Origin of the sequence: Pseudomonas siliginis (assembly GCF_019145195.1) — a bacterium.
Lineage (GTDB): Bacteria > Pseudomonadota > Gammaproteobacteria > Pseudomonadales > Pseudomonadaceae > Aquipseudomonas > Aquipseudomonas siliginis.
In genome coordinates this window covers 264516-283653 of the sequence record NZ_JAHSTW010000009.1, presented here as the reverse complement: position 1 = coordinate 283653, position 19138 = coordinate 264516, and the positions used below count along the sequence as shown (strand labels likewise).

The 19138-nt window shown below is 59.1% G+C and carries 17 protein-coding genes; 14 read left to right on the top strand and 3 right to left on the bottom strand.

Annotated elements, in window-relative coordinates:
• Positions 1–123 precede the first annotated feature (123 nt).
• Positions 124–1080: a glycosyl hydrolase family 5 gene (locus KVG87_RS19320; RefSeq protein WP_217852124.1), complete on the bottom strand. Its 957-nt coding sequence runs from the start codon at positions 1078–1080 to the stop codon at positions 124–126.
• 289 nt (positions 1081–1369) lie between these two features.
• Between KVG87_RS19320 and KVG87_RS19315 the strand changes: the two genes are divergently transcribed.
• From KVG87_RS19315 to KVG87_RS19280, 8 genes are all read left to right on the top strand, one after another.
• Complete coding sequence (locus KVG87_RS19315) at positions 1370–1810, top strand: low molecular weight protein-tyrosine-phosphatase (protein ID WP_123441997.1); 441 nt, start codon at positions 1370–1372, stop codon at positions 1808–1810.
• A gap of 39 nt (positions 1811–1849) precedes the next feature.
• Positions 1850–4072, top strand: a complete 2223-nt coding sequence (locus KVG87_RS19310; RefSeq protein WP_110603456.1) for a polysaccharide biosynthesis tyrosine autokinase — start codon at positions 1850–1852, stop codon at positions 4070–4072.
• A 40-nt stretch (positions 4073–4112) separates the two neighbouring features.
• Positions 4113–5195 (top strand): glycosyltransferase, encoded by a 1083-nt coding sequence (locus KVG87_RS19305; protein WP_217852122.1) that lies wholly within the window; start codon positions 4113–4115, stop codon positions 5193–5195.
• A 15-nt stretch (positions 5196–5210) separates the two neighbouring features.
• Complete coding sequence (locus KVG87_RS19300) at positions 5211–6323, top strand: polysaccharide pyruvyl transferase family protein (protein ID WP_056791471.1); 1113 nt, start codon at positions 5211–5213, stop codon at positions 6321–6323.
• Complete coding sequence (locus tag KVG87_RS19295; protein ID WP_217852120.1) at positions 6320–7552, top strand: oligosaccharide flippase family protein; 1233 nt, start codon at positions 6320–6322, stop codon at positions 7550–7552. The genes KVG87_RS19300 and KVG87_RS19295 overlap by 4 nt, the downstream gene beginning before the upstream one ends.
• A complete protein-coding gene (locus KVG87_RS19290; RefSeq protein ID WP_024013616.1) occupies positions 7543–8646 on the top strand; it encodes a hypothetical protein in 1104 nt (367 codons plus the stop codon). Before KVG87_RS19295 ends, KVG87_RS19290 begins: the two co-directional genes overlap by 10 nt.
• A gap of 12 nt (positions 8647–8658) precedes the next feature.
• The gene (locus KVG87_RS19285) at positions 8659–9705 is read left to right on the top strand and encodes an acyltransferase family protein (RefSeq protein WP_136493871.1); all 1047 of its coding nucleotides are present in this window, start codon (positions 8659–8661) and stop codon (positions 9703–9705) included.
• 109 nt (positions 9706–9814) lie between these two features.
• Positions 9815–10948: an SGNH/GDSL hydrolase family protein gene (locus tag KVG87_RS19280; RefSeq protein ID WP_217852118.1), complete on the top strand. Its 1134-nt coding sequence runs from the start codon at positions 9815–9817 to the stop codon at positions 10946–10948.
• A gap of 114 nt (positions 10949–11062) precedes the next feature.
• Here KVG87_RS19280 and KVG87_RS19275 read toward each other — a convergent pair whose 3' ends face one another.
• Together KVG87_RS19275 and galU are read right to left on the bottom strand one after the other, a co-directional pair.
• On the bottom strand, positions 11063–11476 hold the full coding sequence (locus KVG87_RS19275) for a mannose-1-phosphate guanylyltransferase (RefSeq protein WP_016770593.1): 414 nt from the start codon (positions 11474–11476) through the stop codon (positions 11063–11065).
• A 31-nt stretch (positions 11477–11507) separates the two neighbouring features.
• Positions 11508–12341, bottom strand: coding sequence for a UTP--glucose-1-phosphate uridylyltransferase GalU (galU, locus tag KVG87_RS19270; RefSeq protein ID WP_024013613.1), 834 nt, complete (start codon positions 12339–12341; stop codon positions 11508–11510).
• Between the two features lie 387 nt (positions 12342–12728).
• Between galU and galE the strand changes: the two genes are divergently transcribed.
• The 6 genes from galE to KVG87_RS19240 all read left to right on the top strand — a co-directional run bounded on the left by galE (position 12729) and on the right by KVG87_RS19240 (position 18930).
• On the top strand, positions 12729–13745 hold the full coding sequence (galE, locus tag KVG87_RS19265) for a UDP-glucose 4-epimerase GalE (RefSeq protein ID WP_217852116.1): 1017 nt from the start codon (positions 12729–12731) through the stop codon (positions 13743–13745).
• A 230-nt stretch (positions 13746–13975) separates the two neighbouring features.
• Complete coding sequence (locus tag KVG87_RS19260) at positions 13976–14212, top strand: hypothetical protein (protein WP_016775457.1); 237 nt, start codon at positions 13976–13978, stop codon at positions 14210–14212.
• Between the two features lie 91 nt (positions 14213–14303).
• On the top strand, positions 14304–15419 hold the full coding sequence (locus tag KVG87_RS19255; protein ID WP_172667912.1) for a polysaccharide biosynthesis/export family protein: 1116 nt from the start codon (positions 14304–14306) through the stop codon (positions 15417–15419).
• Positions 15420–15431: 12 nt separating this feature from the next.
• Positions 15432–16097 (top strand): YjbF family lipoprotein, encoded by a 666-nt coding sequence (locus KVG87_RS19250; protein WP_217852114.1) that lies wholly within the window; start codon positions 15432–15434, stop codon positions 16095–16097.
• On the top strand, positions 16094–16855 hold the full coding sequence (locus tag KVG87_RS19245) for a capsule biosynthesis GfcC family protein (RefSeq protein WP_217852112.1): 762 nt from the start codon (positions 16094–16096) through the stop codon (positions 16853–16855). The genes KVG87_RS19250 and KVG87_RS19245 overlap by 4 nt, the downstream gene beginning before the upstream one ends.
• Positions 16852–18930 carry a YjbH domain-containing protein gene (locus tag KVG87_RS19240; protein WP_024013608.1) on the top strand — a complete coding sequence of 693 codons (2079 nt, stop codon included), beginning with the start codon at positions 16852–16854 and terminating at the stop codon, positions 18928–18930. Before KVG87_RS19245 ends, KVG87_RS19240 begins: the two co-directional genes overlap by 4 nt.
• Positions 18931–19138: the final 208 nt, after the last annotated feature.

Below are 19138 nucleotides of genomic sequence, written 5' to 3'. Positions count from 1 at the left end.
CCCCTGCGGCAACAACCTGAAAACGATTGTTTGAAAGGCGGGGCGCGGTGTCGCTGAATACGATGCCAAAACAGCCCACAGGTTCAAAGCAACCGACCTGTGAACAGACCGGTTGCCCAAGGTTTACTCAGCGTTCAACAGACCTTCTACCGACAAGCGTGCCGGTTTTGGCTGGCCGTCAGAGGTGAGAAAGCCGAAGTTCTTCTCGCGATCGTTGCTGCCCGAATCACTGTTCCGCCATTCATAGATAGAGGTCAGCGGAATATTGAGGCGTTTAACGTCGGTAATAAACGCGTTGATCTTGGTCGCTTGCCCCTCAGGACCACCGTTGGAAGCGAGGGCCGAAACCCCCCATTCACTGATGACCCCCGGCAGATTGAAGTTCTGCTGGATGAAGGTCTGTGCGTTGCTGATCTGCGTGGCGGTCATCCCATAAGGATGATACGAAACCGCGTTGAGGCATTTTGGGTAATCGCTGACGATACTTTTCATCGCCACCGTCGACGCCGAGCCTGCGCTTGGAGGCCGGGCGAAGCCGAAACCGACCCGTGGAGTCGTCTGCGGCTGACCTTCGAAGGCCTTGCACATGCCGGCCATGAACGGCACGAAGGTGGTATCGAAATTGCGCGTCGGCCAATAGGTTTCCAGATCCGGCTCGTTCCAGATTTCGATCGCCACCAATTGCGAACTCCAGGTTTTTTCCAGCCCGGTCACGGTGTTGGCGAACTTACCGCCGGCGGCGTTCAGCTCCTCCGGCGAAGTGGCCGGCAGTGCCTTGATTGCGCGCACCGTCAGCAGCACCGGCAGCCCGGCGGAAGCGGCGGCGGCGAAGGCGTCGCTGACCTGTTTCTGATAAGTCTTGGCGGTGAGGCTGTCGCTCCACACGCCGAAGCGCACAAAGCTGAAGCCTGCGGCCTTGATTTGCGCGGCATCGGCGGCGGTGAAGCTCTGGATTTTCACCTGCACGCCGATGGTTTTCGCTGGAAGGTTGGGGAACAGCTCACTGGCGTGAACCTGGCTGGCGGCACCGAGCGCCATCAGGGCGAGGGCGGCGAGTTTATTGCGCTGTGCTGTTTTCATGTCTGCTCTCCTGAAGAGAATGACAACTACGAATATTTATCCCGTTACTCAATTTCCGATAACGGTGATGGCACTAAGTGCGCGAATGTTATTTTTTGTCAGGAAAACAGCAACTGAAAATCACAGTTATTTTTAGTCCGCTAATTGTGGTTGGGGCGGCTTAAAACGCTGTGGTACTTAATGTTCCTGTACTAACAGGGCGAAGCTATTTCTGAGTGCAGGAAAGTCGTGAGTGTTCATTAACTTTCACGGCATGTTGGCTGTTTGATATTACACAGGAAAGCAAGACTTGTTCAAAAAGATCCTCGTTGTCTGCGTGGGCAATATATGCCGAAGTCCGACGGCTGAACTGCTGCTGCGCAACGCGCTGGGCCCGTCCGCCATCACGGTGTCCTCTGCCGGCCTGTCCGCCCGCGTCGGCGAGGGCGTGGAAGCCTCGGCGCGGCAGGTTCTCGAAGAGCACGGGCATTGCGCCGAGGCCTTCAAGGCGCGGCAACTGACCTCGGACATCGTCAATGACTCGGACCTGATCCTGGTCATGGAAAAGACCCACGTCAATCAAGTGCTGAAGATTGCCTCGCACGCCCGAGGCAAAGTGTTTCTGCTCGGCAAGTGGCAGAGCGAGCGCGAAATACATGATCCGTATCGTCAAGGCAAAGCCGCGTTTATTCATGCCCACGCATTGATTGAAGATGCTGTTAGTTCATGGGCAAAGCGTCTCGGGCATTGATGAATCTTCTTCAGAACAGTAAATGGTAAGAACAGACTTATGCAGTTACCGTCCGTAATCGGCACCCGCGACAATGATCAAGACAGTATTGATCTGCTCGGCATCTTCGGCAGCTTGATCGACCAGAAGTGGCTGATCGGCGCGCTGACCGGTGCCTTCATGGTCACCGGCGTCGCCTATGCGGTTCTGGCGACGCCCGTGTACCTGGCGAACGCGCTGGTGCAGGTCGAACCGAAAAAGAACGACATGCTCGGTTTCTCCGACCTCAACAGCATGCTCGGCGGGCAATCGCCGTCGGTGACCGAAATCGGCATCATCAAATCCCGCGCGGTGATCGGCAAAACCGTTGACGACCTGCGCCTGGATATCGACGTCACCCCCAACACGTTCCCGTTGATCGGCGGCTTTCTTTCGCGGCGTTATCGCGGAGACAGCGAGACCAGCGTCGCGCCGCCGCGTTTCGGTTTGAACAGTTACGCCTGGGGTGGCGAGCGTCTGGAGTTCAACCGGCTGCAATTGCCGAAAGACCTGCTCGGCAAGAAACTCACCCTGATCGCCGGCGAGCAGCAGCGTTTTCAACTGTTCGATGAAAACGACAATCTGCTCGCCGAAGGCGTGGCCGGCGAAGCGTTTGCCAACGACGGCGTAGAAGGGCAGATCGCGCACTTGTCGGCCAACCCCGGCACGCGTTTTCAGGTGGTGCGCAATCCTCGCATCGTGACCATTCAGGGCTATCAGGACGCGCTGGATATCTCCGAACAAGGCAAGGAGTCGGGGATCATTCGTCTGGCGCTGGCCAGCTCCGACGCGGCCGAAGCGGTGAAGATTCTCAACAAGATCGCCTCGCTCTACGTCGAACAGAACGTACGGCGCACCTCGGCGGAAGCCGCGCAGAGCCTGGCCTTCCTGCAAAGCCAGTTGCCCCAGGTCAAGCGTGATCTGGCCAAGGCCAGCGACGCCTTGAATGCCTACCAGACCCACGGCAAGACCGTGAACATCTCGCTGGAAACCCAGTCGGTGCTGGGCCAGTCGGTGGCGCTGGAAACGCGCATTTCCGAACTGAAAATGCAGCAGGCCGAGCTTGATCGCAAGTTCACCAAACAGCACCCGGCCTATCGCGCCTTGATGACGCAGATCGGCGAATTGACCCAGCAGCAGAAATCCCTCGAAGGCAAGGTTCAGGACTTGCCGGCCACCCAGCAGGAATTGCTCAACCTGACCCGCGACGTCGAGGTGGCTTCGCAGATCTACACGCAGTTGCTGAACAAATCCCAAGAGCTCGACATCGTCCGCGCCGGGGCCGTCGGCAACGTGCGCCTGATCGACACTGCCGATGTCGACCTGACCAATCCGATCAAACCGAAGAAACCACTGATCGTGCTGATCGCGACATTGCTCGGCGCGTTTGTCGGCGTGGCGCTGGTGCTGCTGCGCAAATCCCTCAGCCGAGGCCTTGAAGGTCCGGAGGGCATTGAGCAGTTGGGCCTGCCGGTTTACGCGTCGATTCCCTACAGCGCCTTGCAGGAAGAAGAGGACAACAAAAAGGGCCGCGCCCGCGACGGGGTCGACAAACCTGCGTACCTGCTGGCGCTGCGCAACCCGACCGATCTGTCGATCGAATCGATCCGCAGCCTGCGCACCTGCCTGCATTTTGCCGGGCTCGATTCGACCAACAACCGCATCATGATTTCCGGGCCGAGCCCGCAGGTCGGCAAGACCTTCGTCTCGTCCAACCTCGCGGCGGTCATGGCCCTCAGCGGCCAGCGCGTGGTGCTGATCGATGCCGACATGCGCAAAGGGCATCTGCACAAAACCCTCAACACGCCGATCAGCAATGGTTTGTCCGACCTGCTGGTCAAGCGCTGCACCCTCGAACAGGCGATCAACAAGGTCGAAGTCGACAACCTGCATTTCATCAGTCGGGGGCAAGTGCCGCCCAATCCTTCCGAGCTGCTGATGCACGCCAACTTCCGCGAACTGCTGGCAGAACTCAGCGAGCGCTACGACCTGGTGATCATCGACACGCCGCCGCTGTTGGCAGTGACCGATGCCGCCATCGTCGGTCGCGAGGCCGGCATCAGCCTGATCGTCACCCGCTTCGGGGTGAACCCGGCCAAAGAGATCGAACTGACCATTCGCCGCTTCGCCCAGAACGGCATCGAGTTGAAAGGCGCGGTGTTCAACGGCGTCGAGAAGCGTGCGGCCAGCTATTACGGCGGCACCGGCTATTACAACTACGAATACGCGTCCGACAAATCCTGATGGTTGCCGATTGTTCTTTCCTGTTTGAAGTGGGTGAGTTGTGAAAAAAATACTGCACGTGGCAGAGACGATCAAAGGTGGCGTGGCGACGGTGATCCGCACGATCTCGGCATCGCCCGAAGACGACGCGGCGAATTATCAACTGGTCTACCTGGTCCCCGAGGATCAGGCCAAAGAGCTGCACGGCATCGCCCCGCAGCAGGTGCGCACCTTTCCACGCAGCGGTCGCAACGTGCCATCGCTGCTGCGTTTCGCTTGGCGCCTGAGCCAGGTGCTGCTCAAGGAAAAGCCCGACGTCGTGCATTTGCACAGCACCTTTTCCGGGGTGATCGGCCGTGTTGTGTGCGTGCTGTTGCGACCATGGCGCAAGCCGAAAATCGTCTACTGCCCGCATGCGTTTTCGTTCCTGATGGAAAGCTCGCCGTCCAAGCAGAAGGTCTATGCGTGGATCGAACGCGTGCTGCAGAAAGTCACCGATGTGATCATCTGCGTCAGCCAGTACGAGCTGGATAAAGCCGCGCGCTTCGGCATCGAGCGCAAGCGCATGAAGCTGATCTACAACGGCATTCATCACAAGGATGACGCGCCGAAAAGCGTTGGCGCCGAGCCGATTCATCTGCTGTTCGTCGGGCGCCTGGATTACCAGAAAGGCTTCGACGTGCTGCTCAAGGCCTACGCCAAGGTCAACCGCAACGACCTGAAACTCACCGTGGTCGGCAGTGCGGTCAACGAGGACTCTGTCGAGTGCCCGCCGATGGATTCGGTCGAGTATCTGCCGTGGGTGACGCCGAGTGAAGTGCAGGCGCTGTATCAGAAAGCCGATGCGCTGATCGTGCCGAGTCGCTGGGAAGGCTTTGCCATGGTGCCGCTGGAAGGCATGGCCATGGGGCTGCCGGTGATTGCCAGCAACTGCACTTCACTGCCGGAACTGGTCACCAACGAAGTATCCGGCTACGTCTTCCCCTCCGGCGATCACCAGGCGCTGGCCGACGTGTTGACGATCATCCAGAAGCCGCGCCTGCTCGACCTCGGCAATGAAGGCCGGAGCATTGTCCGCGAACGCTTCAGCGCCGCGTTGATGATCCGCCAGACCTACGACCTGTATCACGCTCCCACTTATTAAGTAGAACTCAAGCTTATGAACGTAACGATTTTGCATGGCTACAGTGCGTCCAACTCCGGTGACGGTCTGCTCGTCGATCTGGCCATTGCTCTGGTGCAGCGTAACTTCGGTGACGACACCGCGATCAGTGTCGTGGCGTCCGACCCTGAGTCGTTCAACTATCTGCCGCACCCGCGTTTCGATGCGCCGGTGATGGCGGCCAAGGGTCTGGGCCGGGTCAAGCAAGCGGTGTTTCTCAATCAGTCCTACGCCGGGCTCGCCGATCTGCTGAAGAAGACCGATCTGATCGTCGGTGTTGGCGGCGGTTACATGCGTTCGAAAAGCGCCTTCGAACACATCAAGCTGAAGCTCGGCCACGCCAAGCAACTGGAAACCGCGATTCTCAGCAAAGTGCCGTCGGTGTACCTGCCGCAGAGCATCGGCCCGTTCCACGGTGAGAGCAGCAAGATCGTTGAACACTACGCCAGCGCTGATGCGGTGTTCGTGCGTGACAACCGTTCCTCGGCAATTTTTGATGCTTGCGAAAACGTCTACCGCGCGCCGGATCTGGCGGTGCAGTCGCTGGCGAGCAAGATTCTTCAGCAACCGAAATTCACCCGCTGTGCCGCCTCGCCGGCGACGGTTTGCGTGGTGCTGCGCAAGCCGCCGGAGTGGAGCAAAGAGAAGAAGGTCGCCTACGTGGCCAATCTGAAACTGCTGCTGCAGCGTCTGAAGAACAAAAGCAAAGTGGTCTGCGCCGTGCAAAGCGCGGTGCGGGGCAACGATGACGGCGCGTTCTACCGCGAGCTGGGCATCAACGAAAATCTGCTGTCGCTGAAGGCAACCATCGCCAAATACCAACCGGACCTGGTGATCTCGGTGCGTCTGCACGGCGCCATCGAATCGCTGCTCTCCGGCGTGCCGGCGTATCACATCAGCTACGAGCGCAAAGGCTTTGGCGCCTATCAGGACATGGGCGTCGAGGACTGGGTGATCAACGGCGGCGATATCGACGTCGACACCATCATCAACACCGTTTACGCGCCCAATGCCTTGGCGGATTTCGGCAAGCGCCTGACCGACACTTGCCGCGAGATCGAGGCGAAAACCGTGGCCATGGACGAAATCATCAAGGGTGTCGTTCGATGATATTTCGGCTGTTGCTTCGCGGCGGAGCCTTGGGCGCGAAGTTCTTGCTGGTGTTGGCCATCACCCATTACCTCGGTTACGAGGCGCTGGGCTTTTACGGTGTGGTGGTCGCGGCTTCGCTGATCGCATCGAAGTTCTACAGCGTCGGCTTCAGTTCCGAAATCAACCGGCTGATCAGCGTCGGCGGCAGTTCGCGGCGGGTGGTCGACAAGGTTCTGCTGCTGTATCTGGCGGTGGGGCTGTTGTTGTCGGTGCTGACCGTGCTGATCTATTCGCTGTTCCAGTCGGTGGAAGCGACCGCCACGCTGATCCTGTGCGTGACGCTGGTGTTGCTCACTGAGCACCTGTCGTTCGAAATCAATTCCTTCGTGTTTTCTGCGCAGAAAGCCACCGCCGGCGCTCTGCTGTTCTTCATCAAGACTGGCCTGTGGGCGGTGTTGGCAGTGGGCGGCATGGTGCTCGGCTGGGTCGCGGGCATCGTCAGTGTGTTGTGGCTGTGGGTCGCCGCCAACGTGATGGTAATCATCGCCGGTTATTTGATCGTGGTGAACGTGCACAAGGGCCGCGAAGCCGCGCCGCTGGACACCGCCACGGTGTGGAAGGCCGGGTTGCCGTTCTATCTTGGCACCGGTCTGATCGCCCTGAGTCAGTACGCCGAGCGCTTTCTGATCATCGACCTGGAGCCTTACGCCAGCCTCGGTAAATACGTGTACGCGTGGTCAGCGGCCAACACCTTGCAGGCATTGTCCTATGCGGTGGTGGCAGTGGTCGGCATTCCGGTGCTGGCCAAGCGTTTCCAGGCCGATCAACAGGCGTTCACGGTCAGGCAACTGTTCGTCAACAAATGGGTGATGCGCTCGCTGGTGGTCTCCGCCGTTGTGGCCGTGGCGATCTATGTGTTTTTCAATGTGCTGCTCGATTACGTCGCCGCCAGCGTGCCGCGTCCGGATAACGCGCTCCTCGCGGTGCTGATCTTTTCGTTCGCCTTGCGGGCGATTGGCGACATTGTCTGGGGCGGTTTGATTGCCTCGAAAAACAGCCGGGTGTCGCTGGCCAGCGCGGCGCTCTGCCTGCTGATTTCAGTGCCGGTCAGCTATGTGCTGATCAAGCATTACTCGATCTATGGCGCGGCGTGGGGCAATGTTTTCGCCATCGTCGTGCAGCTCAGTGTGATTGCAGTGTTGACCCGTGTCACCGGCGCGAAAAAGGCTGCGCTGTCATGGGCCTGAAATTGCCGCGCATCGAGTTTCGTGGGCGCAAATTCGATTCGTCGATTTCCTTTCTGATCCTGTTCACCGGGCTGTTTCTGTCAGTGGCGATGCCGTTGCTGGTGCCGCGTGATCCGGGGCCGGATGCGATGACCTTGTGGTCTTCGTATGCGCGTGCCGACAACTGCAATTTCTGGAATCCGTTCTCGCCGGATCGCTCGTCCTACGAGTGTTCGGCGTTCCTGCTGCGGCCTACCGGGATCAACCTGACCAATGCCTGGGCCTACGGCATGTTCTGCAATTTCTTCCTCACTGCGATTCCGGTGGTGGTGTTTCGGCGCATGCCGCTGACCATTTTCGGCACCCTGTGCCTGTGGGGCATCGTGCGCTCGTTTTTCCTCGAGAACCTGACCAAGGAAATCATCGTGTCGGTGGCGGTGTTGAGCATTCTGCTCAGCGCATTGACGCGCAAATATCGCGGCGGTTTTTTTCTTTCAGCGGTGATTTACGGCGTGTTGATCCGGCCGTACTGGATCCTGTTTTCGCTGTCGTGGGTCGGCGTCTGCGTGATGAAAAAGTACGTCTCGCGCTTCACCTTCTTTCTGATGCTGTTCCTGTTTTATCTGGCGGTGGCCATGGCCATTCAGCTGGCGCTGGGCTTTCCGGTGTCATCGATCCGGGCGAGCAACAACGAGCTGCGCACGGCGGGCGAGGAGGGCTCGAAGTCGCTGATCGTTTCGTGGCTCAGCGGCAGTGACTTCGTCTCCCAGGCGCTGGACTCGATGATCATTTTCTTCCGCCTGTCGTTTCCGGTTGAGCTGATTTTGCTGTCCGGGCCGGGGCAGGTGATCTTCGTTGCGCTGATGATCATGACCGCGCTGCTGCTGTTCAAAGTCATCACTTCGACCGACTACAAGGGCGCGCCGATCCAGACCAAACCCAAGGAACTGATCGCGATTCCGCTGGCGTTTCTGTTGGTGCAAGGCTTGTTCGAGCCGGACTTCGGCTCCTTCGCCCGCCACTTCTCGATGGTCGTGCCGGTGTTGTTCGTTGGCCTGGGCTTGATGCTGCGCGCGAACAAACCGGCGCAGGTCGAATCAAGAATTCTCACTTAAGGCAGGTGCTCTATGTCGAGCAAGAAAAAATCCCTGGAGATCGAAACCCTGCGCGGCCTGGCGTGCCTGCTGCTGGTGCTCTATCACGTCATCGGCCCGCTGGGAGGCGGCTTGAAGATCGACATCGGCTCGCCGTTCCGGGTCATCGCCGACTCGATGGTGTACGTGCGCATGCCGCTGTTCACGTTCATCTCCGGCTACATCTATTCGATCTACAAGATTCGCGGCAATGACTTTTCCGCCTTCTTCGTCGGCAAGGTGCGCCGGTTGATCGTGCCGCTGTTCTGTGTCGGCGTGCCGTTCTCGGTGCTGCAAGCGGTGGGGCCGGGGGTGAACAAGGACGTCGGCGTGATCGATGCGTTGTTGTCGTTCTGGGTGCCGATCAACCACTTCTGGTTCCTGCAGGCGGTGTTCAGTATTTTCATCTTCGTCGGTTTGCTGGAGTGGCGCGGCCTGCTGCGTTCGGCGACGCGGTTGTATGGCTTGTTTGCGTTTGCGGCGGTGTTGTTCCTGCTGCCGCCGTTGCCGCTGGATGCGTTCGGTATCAACGGTGCGATTTACCTGCTGCCGTTTTTTGTTGCAGGGATGATCGGTCAAGAAAATGTCGATGTTTTGAAACAGCGTTTCAAAGTGATCGGGCCGCTGCTGTTTGTGTTGATTTCACTGACGCTGTTGTACGTCGCGGCGATCGATCGTGAGCTGATTGTCGATCGCCGCAGCCTGATTGGTTTGACGGTGGGTTGTGTGTCTTGCATCGCGTTGCTGTCGAGTGACATGCGCTCGAAAGCGCTGACCTGGCTCGGCGGGTATTCCTATGCGATTTTCCTTTTTCATGTGCTGTTCGCAGCGACCTCGCGGTTTGTCCTCGGGCGCCTCGGCGTGAAGGATGAGAGCTTGCTGGTGCTTGGTGGTCTGAGTTGTGGATTGCTCGGGCCGGTGCTGTTGGCGATGGTGTTCAGCCGGTTCAATTTCACCTCGGTGTTGTTCCTTGGCGAACGTGCGGCGAAGAAGAAAGCACCGGTGATTGTCGCTCCGGTGGTGCAGACGCAGAACAGCTGAAAGCTTCGCGAGCAGGCTCGCTCCCACAGAGATTGTGTGAATTGCACAAGGTCTTTTGTGGGAGCGAGCCTGCTCGCGAAGGAGCCATCCCGGACAAAGGAAATATTCAATGATGCCAGTAGACGCCCCTCAACCCGTCGCCACCTCGGCCATCACGATAGACGATGCCCGCCAGCGCTTTGCGCAGTGGCGCGAGGGCAAGGCCGGCAAGGTGCTGGCGGTTTCGGTGATCGGCGACAGCTACACCGCCGGGCAGGATTTCTACCTGAACAAGCTGGTGCAGCGAGTGGCCGCCGAGGTGGGTTTCGCCGGCCCCGGTTACGTCGGTTTCAACCACGGCGCGGCGCTGGGCGGCACGCACTTCAAATACACCCGCAGCAGCGACAAATACTTCGGTGGCGGCTGGAAGGTTTCCGATTTGGGCCAGGCCAGCCCAGACAGTCGCACGATCAGCGGCAAGCCGGGCGCCTGGTTGCAAGTCGATGCCAGCCCTTCGCCGCGCATCGATACCACGGTCACTCAGGCGAAACTGTTGTATCTGGGCAATGGCGAATCCGATGAGTTGCGCTATCGCTGGTCGCCCGCGCAAGCCTGGCAACCGTTGAAACTCGCAGGCTCAGGCGTTCAGGAAGTCGCGCTAGCGGGCGTTCCATCAGCCGCAGACTGGTCATTCAGACTGGAAGTGGTGAAGGGCGCGCCCACGTTGTTCGGCCTTTGGATGACGAATGATGAGAAGGGCATTCGGGTGTCGAAACTGGCGGCCTCCGGCGCGGCATCGGCGGATTTCTATCACGCCGATCGACAGTGGCAGACGCAATGGAAAGCGGTGGTGTCGAAGATCCCGGCCGACGTTTACCTGATCATGCTCGGCGGCAACGATCAGGGCTTCGGTGTCAAACCTGCGCAGTACCTGCAAAACGTTCAGGGCCTGGTGAGTATGCTGCGCGAGATTCAGCCGGCGGCGAGCATCAACCTGATCATGCGCCAAGACACCACGCGCTCCAGCGCTTATCCGATGTCGGCCTATGCGCAGGTGCTCGAGCCGTGGGCGCGTGAACAGCAGCTCGGTTTTGCCAACCTGCAATGCGCGTTCGGTCCCGACGTTAAACGCTACGCCAACGCGATGATCGGCCCGGACAAGATTCATCCGTTGCCGGCCACGGGCGGGAAGGTGATTGCCGATTATTTTTATGGCTGGATCATGGGGCACGAGACTGGGTGCGGCAGCGCTGCAAAAATTTGAATGTGGGAGCGAGCCTGCTCGCGAAGGCGCCGTGTCAGATACCGAAATGCTGACTGTGCCGCCGCTTCGCGAGCAGGCTCGCTCCCACAATGGATCGGCGTGACGCCCGGGTGATCAGGCGTCGTGCTTGAAGGCGTCGATGAGCCCCAGCAGTTCGTCAAGCTTGCGCGGCATCAACCGCGCATCACAGCGCGTCTCGACGTTGATGATGATCGCCGGATCATTGCAGCAGATGCGCACGCGAAAACGCCAGTCGCTGAAGATCACTTTCAGGCCATCGCGGTCATCCATTTCCAGCGCCTGTTCTCCATACAACGCCTTCAGGTGCGCGAGCAGCGGATAGGGATCGCGCAGCGGCCGGCGAATATCGCCGGACGCAGGAAACACACCGATCCGCTCCACCAGCAAAATCGTGCCCAGCCAGGTTTCGTTGGCGCTGGGCAGCGGTTGATGGCGCGACAACCAGCTCATCACCCCGAGGTTGCCCACCTCACGTTCAATCTCTGTCGAATGTTGTGCAATGTTCATGGTTGCCTGCCTCTGGTGGTGGGGAGCCGTCTCAGCGGCCCTTGAGGTACACGTTGTCGTAGCAGAAATTGGTCGCCTGCAAGTAACCCTCGGCATCGCCGCAATCGAAGCGCAGGCCTTTGAATTTGTAGGCCAGCACGCAGCCGTTCTGCGCCTGTTTCATCAGTGCGTCGGTGATCTGGATTTCGCCGCCCTTGCCCGGTTCGGTGTCGGCGATCAGGTCGAAGATGTCCGGGGTGAGGATGTAGCGCCCGATGATCGCCAGGTTCGATGGCGCGTCCTGCGGCGCCGGTTTTTCCACCATGTTGTTGACCCGGTAGATGCCCTCGGAAATCAGCTCACCGGCAATCACGCCGTACTTGTGAGTCTGGTCGGCCGGGACTTCCTGAATGGCGACGATCGAGCAACGGAATTTCTTGTACAGCTGGATCATCTGCGACAGCACACCGTCGCCTTCCAGGTTCAGACACAGGTCGTCGGCCAGCACCACGGCAAACGGCTCGTCGCCGATCAATGGGCGACCGCTGAGAATGGCGTGGCCCAGGCCTTTCATTTCCACCTGACGGGTGTAGGAGAAGGTGCAGGTGTCGATCAGCTCGCGGGTGCCGGCGAGGAATTTCTCTTTCTCGGTGCCACGGATCTGGTGCTCGAGTTCGTAGCTGATGTCGAAGTGGTCTTCCAGCGCGCGCTTGCCCCGGCCGGTGACGATGGCCATGTGTTGCAGGCCGGCGTCCCGTGCTTCTTCAACGGCATATTCGATCAACGGCTTGTTGACGATCGGCAGCATCTCTTTCGGCATGGCTTTGGTCGCCGGCAAGAAACGCGTGCCGTAACCGGCAGCGGGGAACAAACATTTACGAATCATAAAAGTATCCTGGACAGTCATGGAACACAGGCGACGGTTGCGCACCACAAAGTGGCGGCAAGTTTCAATGATTATTGAAGGCTTACTTTAATACCCGAGTCAGGTTGTTGCTGGCAATTAGTTGCGCTGTTAAAAAGCGCTAATGTTATGAGATGTCGACTACTTGGTTATTAGTTATTTTTAGTCGGTATCTGTCGATAGTGATAAGTGTCCAGGGAGTGCTAATAAGTACCCGTCAAACAGTTTGACCGGCAAAAATAATTATTGCCAGTGGTTGAACTAAATTTGTTTGAGGTTGTTGTCGCCCTGTTTGTGTGAATTGCTCCGCATCTCCACCAGGCATGGCTTGACACGCTACCGGGTATTTATTCAATGACGGACCGCGCTATGAAGATTCTGGTAACGGGTGGTGCCGGCTATATCGGCTCGCATACCACACTTGCATTGCTTGAAGCAGGTTATGAAGTTGTCGTTCTGGATAATCTTTGTAACAGCAGCGACGCAGCACTTCACGCCGTTGAAGCCATTTGCGGCAAAAGTGCATGGATGATTCGCGGCGATGTTTGTGATCGGCCGCTGCTCGACCGGATTTTCCGCGAGCATGAGATCGACGCCGTGCTGCATTTCGCCGGGCTCAAAGCCGTGGGCGAGAGTGTGCGCAAGCCGCTCGAATACTACGAAACCAACGTCGGCGGCAGCATCACTCTGTGTCAGGCGATGGCAGCGGCGGGGGTGTTCCGGCTGGTGTTCAGTTCCTCGGCGACGGTGTACGGCGAGCCTGAAGAGATGCCGATTCGCGAGGATTTTCCTACAGGCAATCCCACCAATCCCTACGGCCAGTCCAAGCTGATCGTCGAGAACGTGCTGCGCGACCTGAGCCTCGCCGAGCCGCGCTGGAGCATCGCGCTGCTGCGCTATTTCAACCCGATCGGCGCTCACGCCAGCGGGCACATGGGCGAAGACCCCAACGGCATCCCGAACAATCTGGTGCCGTATATCAGCCAGGTTGCCGTCGGCAGCCTGCGTGAGCTGTCGATCTTCGGTAATGATTACCCGACCGCCGATGGTACCGGCGTGCGCGATTACATTCATGTCGTCGATCTGGCGGATGGGCATTTGAAAGCGTTGCAGTCGATCAGCGAGCGCACCGGCATTCACACCTGGAACCTCGGCACCGGCGATGGCTACAGCGTGCTGCAAGTGCTGCATGCCTTCGAACAGGCCTGCGGGCGGCCGGTGCCGTATCGGATGATGCCGCGCCGCGCCGGTGATATCGCCGAGAGTTTTGCCGATGCTTCGAAAGCGGCGAAAGAACTCGGCTGGAAAGCCACGCGCAACTTGCAGGACATGGTTGCCGACACTTGGCGCTGGCAATCGAATCATCCCAATGGTTATTCGCGATGATGGCCATTTAGTCCGATGTTAGTTTCAGTCAGGTTGTTAGATAACGTCGGGAAATTACACTGGCAATGCCTTTTGCAAGTCCGTAGATATAAACCTGCCGTTCGACTTTAGCAGTTGCACAGGACTGTGAAAGAACAACGGATCTTGTTCGCGCTCTTTGCGGACTTGAAAGCTACCAGCTCTGACACAGATCTGTTTTTTAACAGTTCGAATGTTAGAAAGGAGTTGTTATGAAAAAAGTGATGGCAGTTGCCCTGTTGACGATGTTGAGCAACTGGGCTGCCGCCGCTGAAGCGCCGTTGACAGCGGTAACCAATGTAGGTGGCAGTGTGGCGGCTTCGCAAGCGCCCGCGGCCAGTACTGCAATGGTTGCCAGTGCTGTAGCGGCGTCCAACAGCGGTGGCAGTGCCAACGGCGGTACCACCGGTACGACGGGTACCACCGGTACAACCGGCACGCATAACTAACAGGAACATTTGTTAGTGCAGTACAGAGTCGCCCGACGCAAGTCGGGTGACTTTGTTTTTTGGATTCGCCCTTGAATAGCGTAGTGCCATTATGACTCGTAGTGTTTATCTTTTAATGTTGGCAAGTCTCGCTTTGCAAGGTTGCATGTTTTCCCCCGGCCAGTACCTGAGCACCAGCGATATCACCCGCCAGGGTGCCAGCGAAAGCAGTCGGGTAGAGCTGATTCCGATCACCCCGAAGCTGATCGCCATGAACCGCGCCACGCAAAAGCGTGAGTCACTGCCGGCGGAGCTGCTGGTAACGCCGGCGGAATATCGCATCGGCAACAATGACGTGCTGTACATCACCGTCTGGGATCACCCGGAGCTGACTGCCCCCTCCGGCGCGCAACAACAGATCGATGCCAACGGCCGTCTGGTGCGCTCCGATGGCACGCTGTATTACCCGTTCATCAAGGAAGTCCAGGCCGCCGGCCGGACTATCCAGCAACTGCGCGCGGACATCGAACAGCGCTTGTCGGCATTCATCGCCGAGCCGCAGGTCGACGTTGCAGTATTGCGCTTCGCCAGTCAGAAAGTCGTGGTCACCGGCGCCGTGACGAAGGCCGGCCCGCAAGCGATTTCGACCAATCCGTTGAGCGTGGTCGAGGCTCTCGGTTCCGCCGGCATCGACACCAACAATGCTGACTTGTCCGGGCTGTTGCTGACGCGCAACGGGCGGGTTTATCCGCTCAATCTCGACTCGCTCAATCAGCAGGATTCCGAACTGCAGAACGTCTACCTCAAGGGCGGCGATCAGCTGTATCTGCCGTACAACGACAACAAGCGCATCTACGTCATGGGCGAAGTCAACCAGCCGCGCGCGCTGAGCTTCAAGACCGCAACCATGAATCTTTCCGACGTGCTCGGTTCGGTCGGTGGCCTGAGTCAGACCAGTTCCAACGGCAACGCGGTGTACGTGATTCGCGGCGTGGAAAATCTCGACGTCGAGCCGGCGAAGATCTATCAGCTCGAAGCCGAATCGCCGACCGCCATGGCGCTGGCCTCGCACTTTCAGGTGCGGCCGCAGGATGTCGTCTACGTCGGCCCGGCCAACGTTACGCGCTGGAACCGTTTCATCAGTCAGTTGGTGCCGTCGGCGTCGATTGTCGGCACCGGGGCTTCGGCAGCGAAGAACTGGAGCGAATACAGCAACAACAGCAAATAAGGCCGCCCGACTGTGAACCTATTGAAAGTGGGCGTCTGCCTGATGGCGGCCTCGTTGCTGTGCGGATGTAACCCGCTGATGAGCGCATCGCTGAACAACCTCAAGGCCGCCGTCGTCGGCCCCGACGAGGTTGATGTGACAGCGGCCGAAGTCGCCGGGGTCAACTACCCGCAACTGAAACTGACCACACCGTCCGGCTCAGGCGTGCTGGCGCTGGTGCGCGAGCGCGAAGACCTGCAATTCTGGGTCGCCTCCGGCAAGCAGGTTTTGCTGCTGCGCGATGGCCTCGCCGTGCGCAGCATCGGCCTCGGCCTGCAAGGTGATCTGGATGGCACGCGGCTGGCCGATGACTCGCCGTTCAAGCAAGGCCTGCATCACGTCGCCGATGGCTTCACCACACGGCGCTGGATCGATCTGTACAAAGGCCAGGAAGTCGGCGTGATCGTCAACAGCCGCTTTTCGCGCCGTTCCACCGAGACCCTGGAGATTCTTGACAAGCCTTACTCGGTGCTGCGCGTCGATGAACAGATTGACGCGCCAGCCATCGGCCTCAGCGCGACCAACCGTTACTGGGTCGACCCGCGAGACGGTTTCATTCTGCAAAGCGAGCAACAACTGACCTCGCAACTGCGCGTGAAGCTGGTGCAATTGACTCCTGACCGCAGGCATCTGCCGTGAAGCGCTTAAGCATTTTGGCTGCGGGTCTTTTGCTGATCGCTGGGGTGAGTCAGGCCGCCGTCATCGTGTCCGGCGACGTCGCCAATCCCGGGCCGATCGCATTGCCGCCGGGTGGACGCCTGTTCGATGTGATCAGCGAAGCCGTGCCCAATGCCGAAGGCTATTGGCTGGCGGGCGGCTTGTTGCGCCAGTCGCTGGTCGAGGAACAGACGCGGCTCAAGGTTGGTGTGCTGTTCGATCTCGAGGTGCTGCAGCGCATGGCGACGCTGTTTGATCGGCCAAGCCGCGCGGCACTGGCACAGCGCGTTGCTGAAGAAGTCCAACAAATGCCAGTGACCGGACGGCAGATCGCTGACCTCGATCCGGTGGCGGTGGAAGTCGGCTTCGCGCGCAACATTCGTCTGGATGACGGCGATCGGCTGATCTATCCGAAACGGGTTGATGAAGTGCAGGTGTTGGGCGCGGTCACCGAGCCGTGCCACCTGCCGTACCAGCCATTGCAGGAGGCCCGCGAATATCTCGAAGGCTGCTCGATTCTCGACGATGCCGAGGCCGATTACCTGTGGTTGATCCAGCCCAACGGCGTCTTGCGGCGCGTCGGCATCGCGCACTGGAATCGCGAGTCCGGGCAGTTTCCGGTGGCCGGCAGCAGGATTCTGGTGCCGATAAAAAATGATGATCTTGATCCGCCTCTTCCTGAATTGAATCAGCAGTTGGCCGAATTCATTGCCACGCAGCTGGCCGAGGTGGTTCGTTGAAGTTACGTTTTGCAGCTGTGTTGTTATTGCCCTGCGGTCTGGCTCACGCCGAGCCGCGCATCACCCAGAATGACTTCGGTGGCGCCGGTCTGTTGCAGACGCCGACGGCGCGCATGGCTCCGGCGGGGGAGTTGAGCGTCAACGCCAACCGCACCGACCCGTACAGCCGCTACAGCGTGTCGTTGCAACCGCTGGACTGGCTCGAAGGTTCGTTTCGCTACACCGCTATCACCAACCGGCCCTACGGCTCGGAGGCCCTCAGCGGCAGCCAAAGCTACAAGGACAAGGCGGTCGACGCCAAAGTGCGCCTGTGGCAGGAAAGCCACTGGGCACCGGAAGTGGCGCTGGGCTTCCGAGATATCGGTGGTACCGGTTTGTTCTCCAGCGAATTCTTCGTCGCCAACAAGCGCTTCGACAATTTCGATTTCAGTGCCGGCATCGCCTGGGGCTACATCGGTAATCGCGGCGACTTCGACAACCCGCTGGGCTACGTCAGCAATCGCTTCGATACGCGCCCGGCGCTGGAAGGCACCGGTGACGTCAACTCCGGCGCGTACTTTCGCGGCAAGCCTTCACTGTTCGGTGGCGTGAGCTACCAGACGCCGTGGGATCGGCTGAGCCTGAAGCTGGAATTCGAAGGCAACGACTACAAGAACGAGCCGAAGGACAACGAGATCAAACAGGACTCGCCGATCAACCTTGGCGCGGTGTTCAAGGTGACCGATTCGATCGATCTCAGCGCTGCGTGGGAACGGGGCAATACGGCGATGTTCGGCGTGACCTTTCACACCAATTTCGTCAGCCGCAAGGCACCGGCCAAAACCTACGATCCGACCCCCGAACCGCTGCCGGCGAAGGCGCCGACGACCTCGATGGAACAGGTCAACTGGGCCGATGTGTCGCGGCGTTTGCAGCAGAATGCCGGATACAAGGTCGAGCGCATCAGCCAGCGCGATTCCGAACTGATCGTCTATGGCGAGCAGCAGCGTTATTTCCATTCGTCCAAAGCCGTTGGCCGCGCGAGCCGGATTCTCGACAACAGCGTCAACGACGACATCGACTGGTTCACCGTGGTCAACAAGCGCTATGACTTGCCGCTGGAAGAAACCAGCCTGCCGCGCCAGACCTTTCGCGAAGTGATCAACAACGAAGAACCGTTGGAGGCGCTGCACCGCACCACCGAAATCAACCCGGCGATGCCGCACAACGAGAAAACCCTCTACACCGAAGCGCCGCAGCATTTCAGCTATGGCGTGGGTCTGGGCTTCAAGCAGAACGTCGGCGGCCCGGATGGTTTGCTCTATCAATTCAGTGCTGATGCGGACGCTGAATATCGCTTCAACCGCAACACCTGGTGGAGCGGTTTGCTCAGCGCCAACCTGGTCAACAACTTCGACAAATTCGTCTACGACGCGCCGAGCGGATTGCCCCGCGTGCGCACGGATTTGCGCCAGTACCTGACCACCTCAAACACGACCATGCCGTTGTTCCAGCTCAGCCATGCCGAGCAGTTGGACAAGGATCTGTACGGCATGGTGTACGGCGGCTATCTGGAGTCGATGTTTGCCGGCGTCGGCGCGGAAGTGTTGTTCCGCCCGACCGGCGAACGCTGGTCGCTGGGCGCGGACCTGAACTGGGTGCGCCAACGCGATTTCGATCAGGGTTTTGCCTTGCGCGATTACTCGGTAGTGACCGGGCATATCACCGGCTATACCGACCTGCCGTTCGATACGCTGGCGGCGGTCAGTGTCGGTCGCTATCTGGCCGGGGATTGGGGCACCACCGTGGACATCTCGCGCGAGTTTTTTAACGGCGTGCGCGTCGGTGCCTGGGCGACCATCACCACGGCCAGCAGCGCGGAATATGGCGAAGGTAGTTTCGACAAAGGCCTGTACCTGTCGATCCCGTTCGACGAAATGATGAGCATGTCGACCATGCGCCGCGCCAACCTGGTCTGGGCGCCACTGACCCGAGATGGCGGCGCCAGACTGAGCCGCAGCTATCAACTGCACTCGATGACGGATAGCCGGGAAGGGGACATGTTCTATCGCAACTTCGAGAAGATTACCGAGTAAGCGCCAGGGTCCGGGCGCAACTCGAACCCTGTGGGAGCTGGCTTGCCAGCGATAGGGCCGCTCAATTACAACTCCATTGCCTGGGCTAACGCTATCGCTGGCAAGCCAGCTCCCACATGCGGCTTGTGTTACACCGCAATTATCGACCCAATCCCTAATCCCTGTGGGAGCTGGCTTGCCAGCGATGGGGCCGCTCAATTACAACTCC

What these genes read in the sequence shown, in the direction of transcription:
- KVG87_RS19320 (WP_217852124.1), bottom strand. Translation starts at nt 1,080, where the DNA reads ATGAAAACAGCACAGCGCAATAAACTCGCCGCCCTCGCCCTGATGGCG.
- KVG87_RS19310 (WP_110603456.1), top strand. Translation starts at nt 1,850, where the DNA reads ATGCAGTTACCGTCCGTAATCGGCACCCGCGACAATGATCAAGACAGT.
- KVG87_RS19300 (WP_056791471.1), top strand. Translation starts at nt 5,211, where the DNA reads ATGAACGTAACGATTTTGCATGGCTACAGTGCGTCCAACTCCGGTGAC.
- KVG87_RS19295 (WP_217852120.1), top strand. Translation starts at nt 6,320, where the DNA reads ATGATATTTCGGCTGTTGCTTCGCGGCGGAGCCTTGGGCGCGAAGTTC.
- KVG87_RS19290 (WP_024013616.1), top strand. Translation starts at nt 7,543, where the DNA reads ATGGGCCTGAAATTGCCGCGCATCGAGTTTCGTGGGCGCAAATTCGAT.
- KVG87_RS19285 (WP_136493871.1), top strand. Translation starts at nt 8,659, where the DNA reads ATGTCGAGCAAGAAAAAATCCCTGGAGATCGAAACCCTGCGCGGCCTG.
- KVG87_RS19280 (WP_217852118.1), top strand. Translation starts at nt 9,815, where the DNA reads ATGATGCCAGTAGACGCCCCTCAACCCGTCGCCACCTCGGCCATCACG.
- KVG87_RS19275 (WP_016770593.1), bottom strand. Translation starts at nt 11,476, where the DNA reads ATGAACATTGCACAACATTCGACAGAGATTGAACGTGAGGTGGGCAAC.
- galU (WP_024013613.1), bottom strand. Translation starts at nt 12,341, where the DNA reads ATGATTCGTAAATGTTTGTTCCCCGCTGCCGGTTACGGCACGCGTTTC.
- galE (WP_217852116.1), top strand. Translation starts at nt 12,729, where the DNA reads ATGAAGATTCTGGTAACGGGTGGTGCCGGCTATATCGGCTCGCATACC.
- KVG87_RS19260 (WP_016775457.1), top strand. Translation starts at nt 13,976, where the DNA reads ATGAAAAAAGTGATGGCAGTTGCCCTGTTGACGATGTTGAGCAACTGG.
- KVG87_RS19255 (WP_172667912.1), top strand. Translation starts at nt 14,304, where the DNA reads ATGACTCGTAGTGTTTATCTTTTAATGTTGGCAAGTCTCGCTTTGCAA.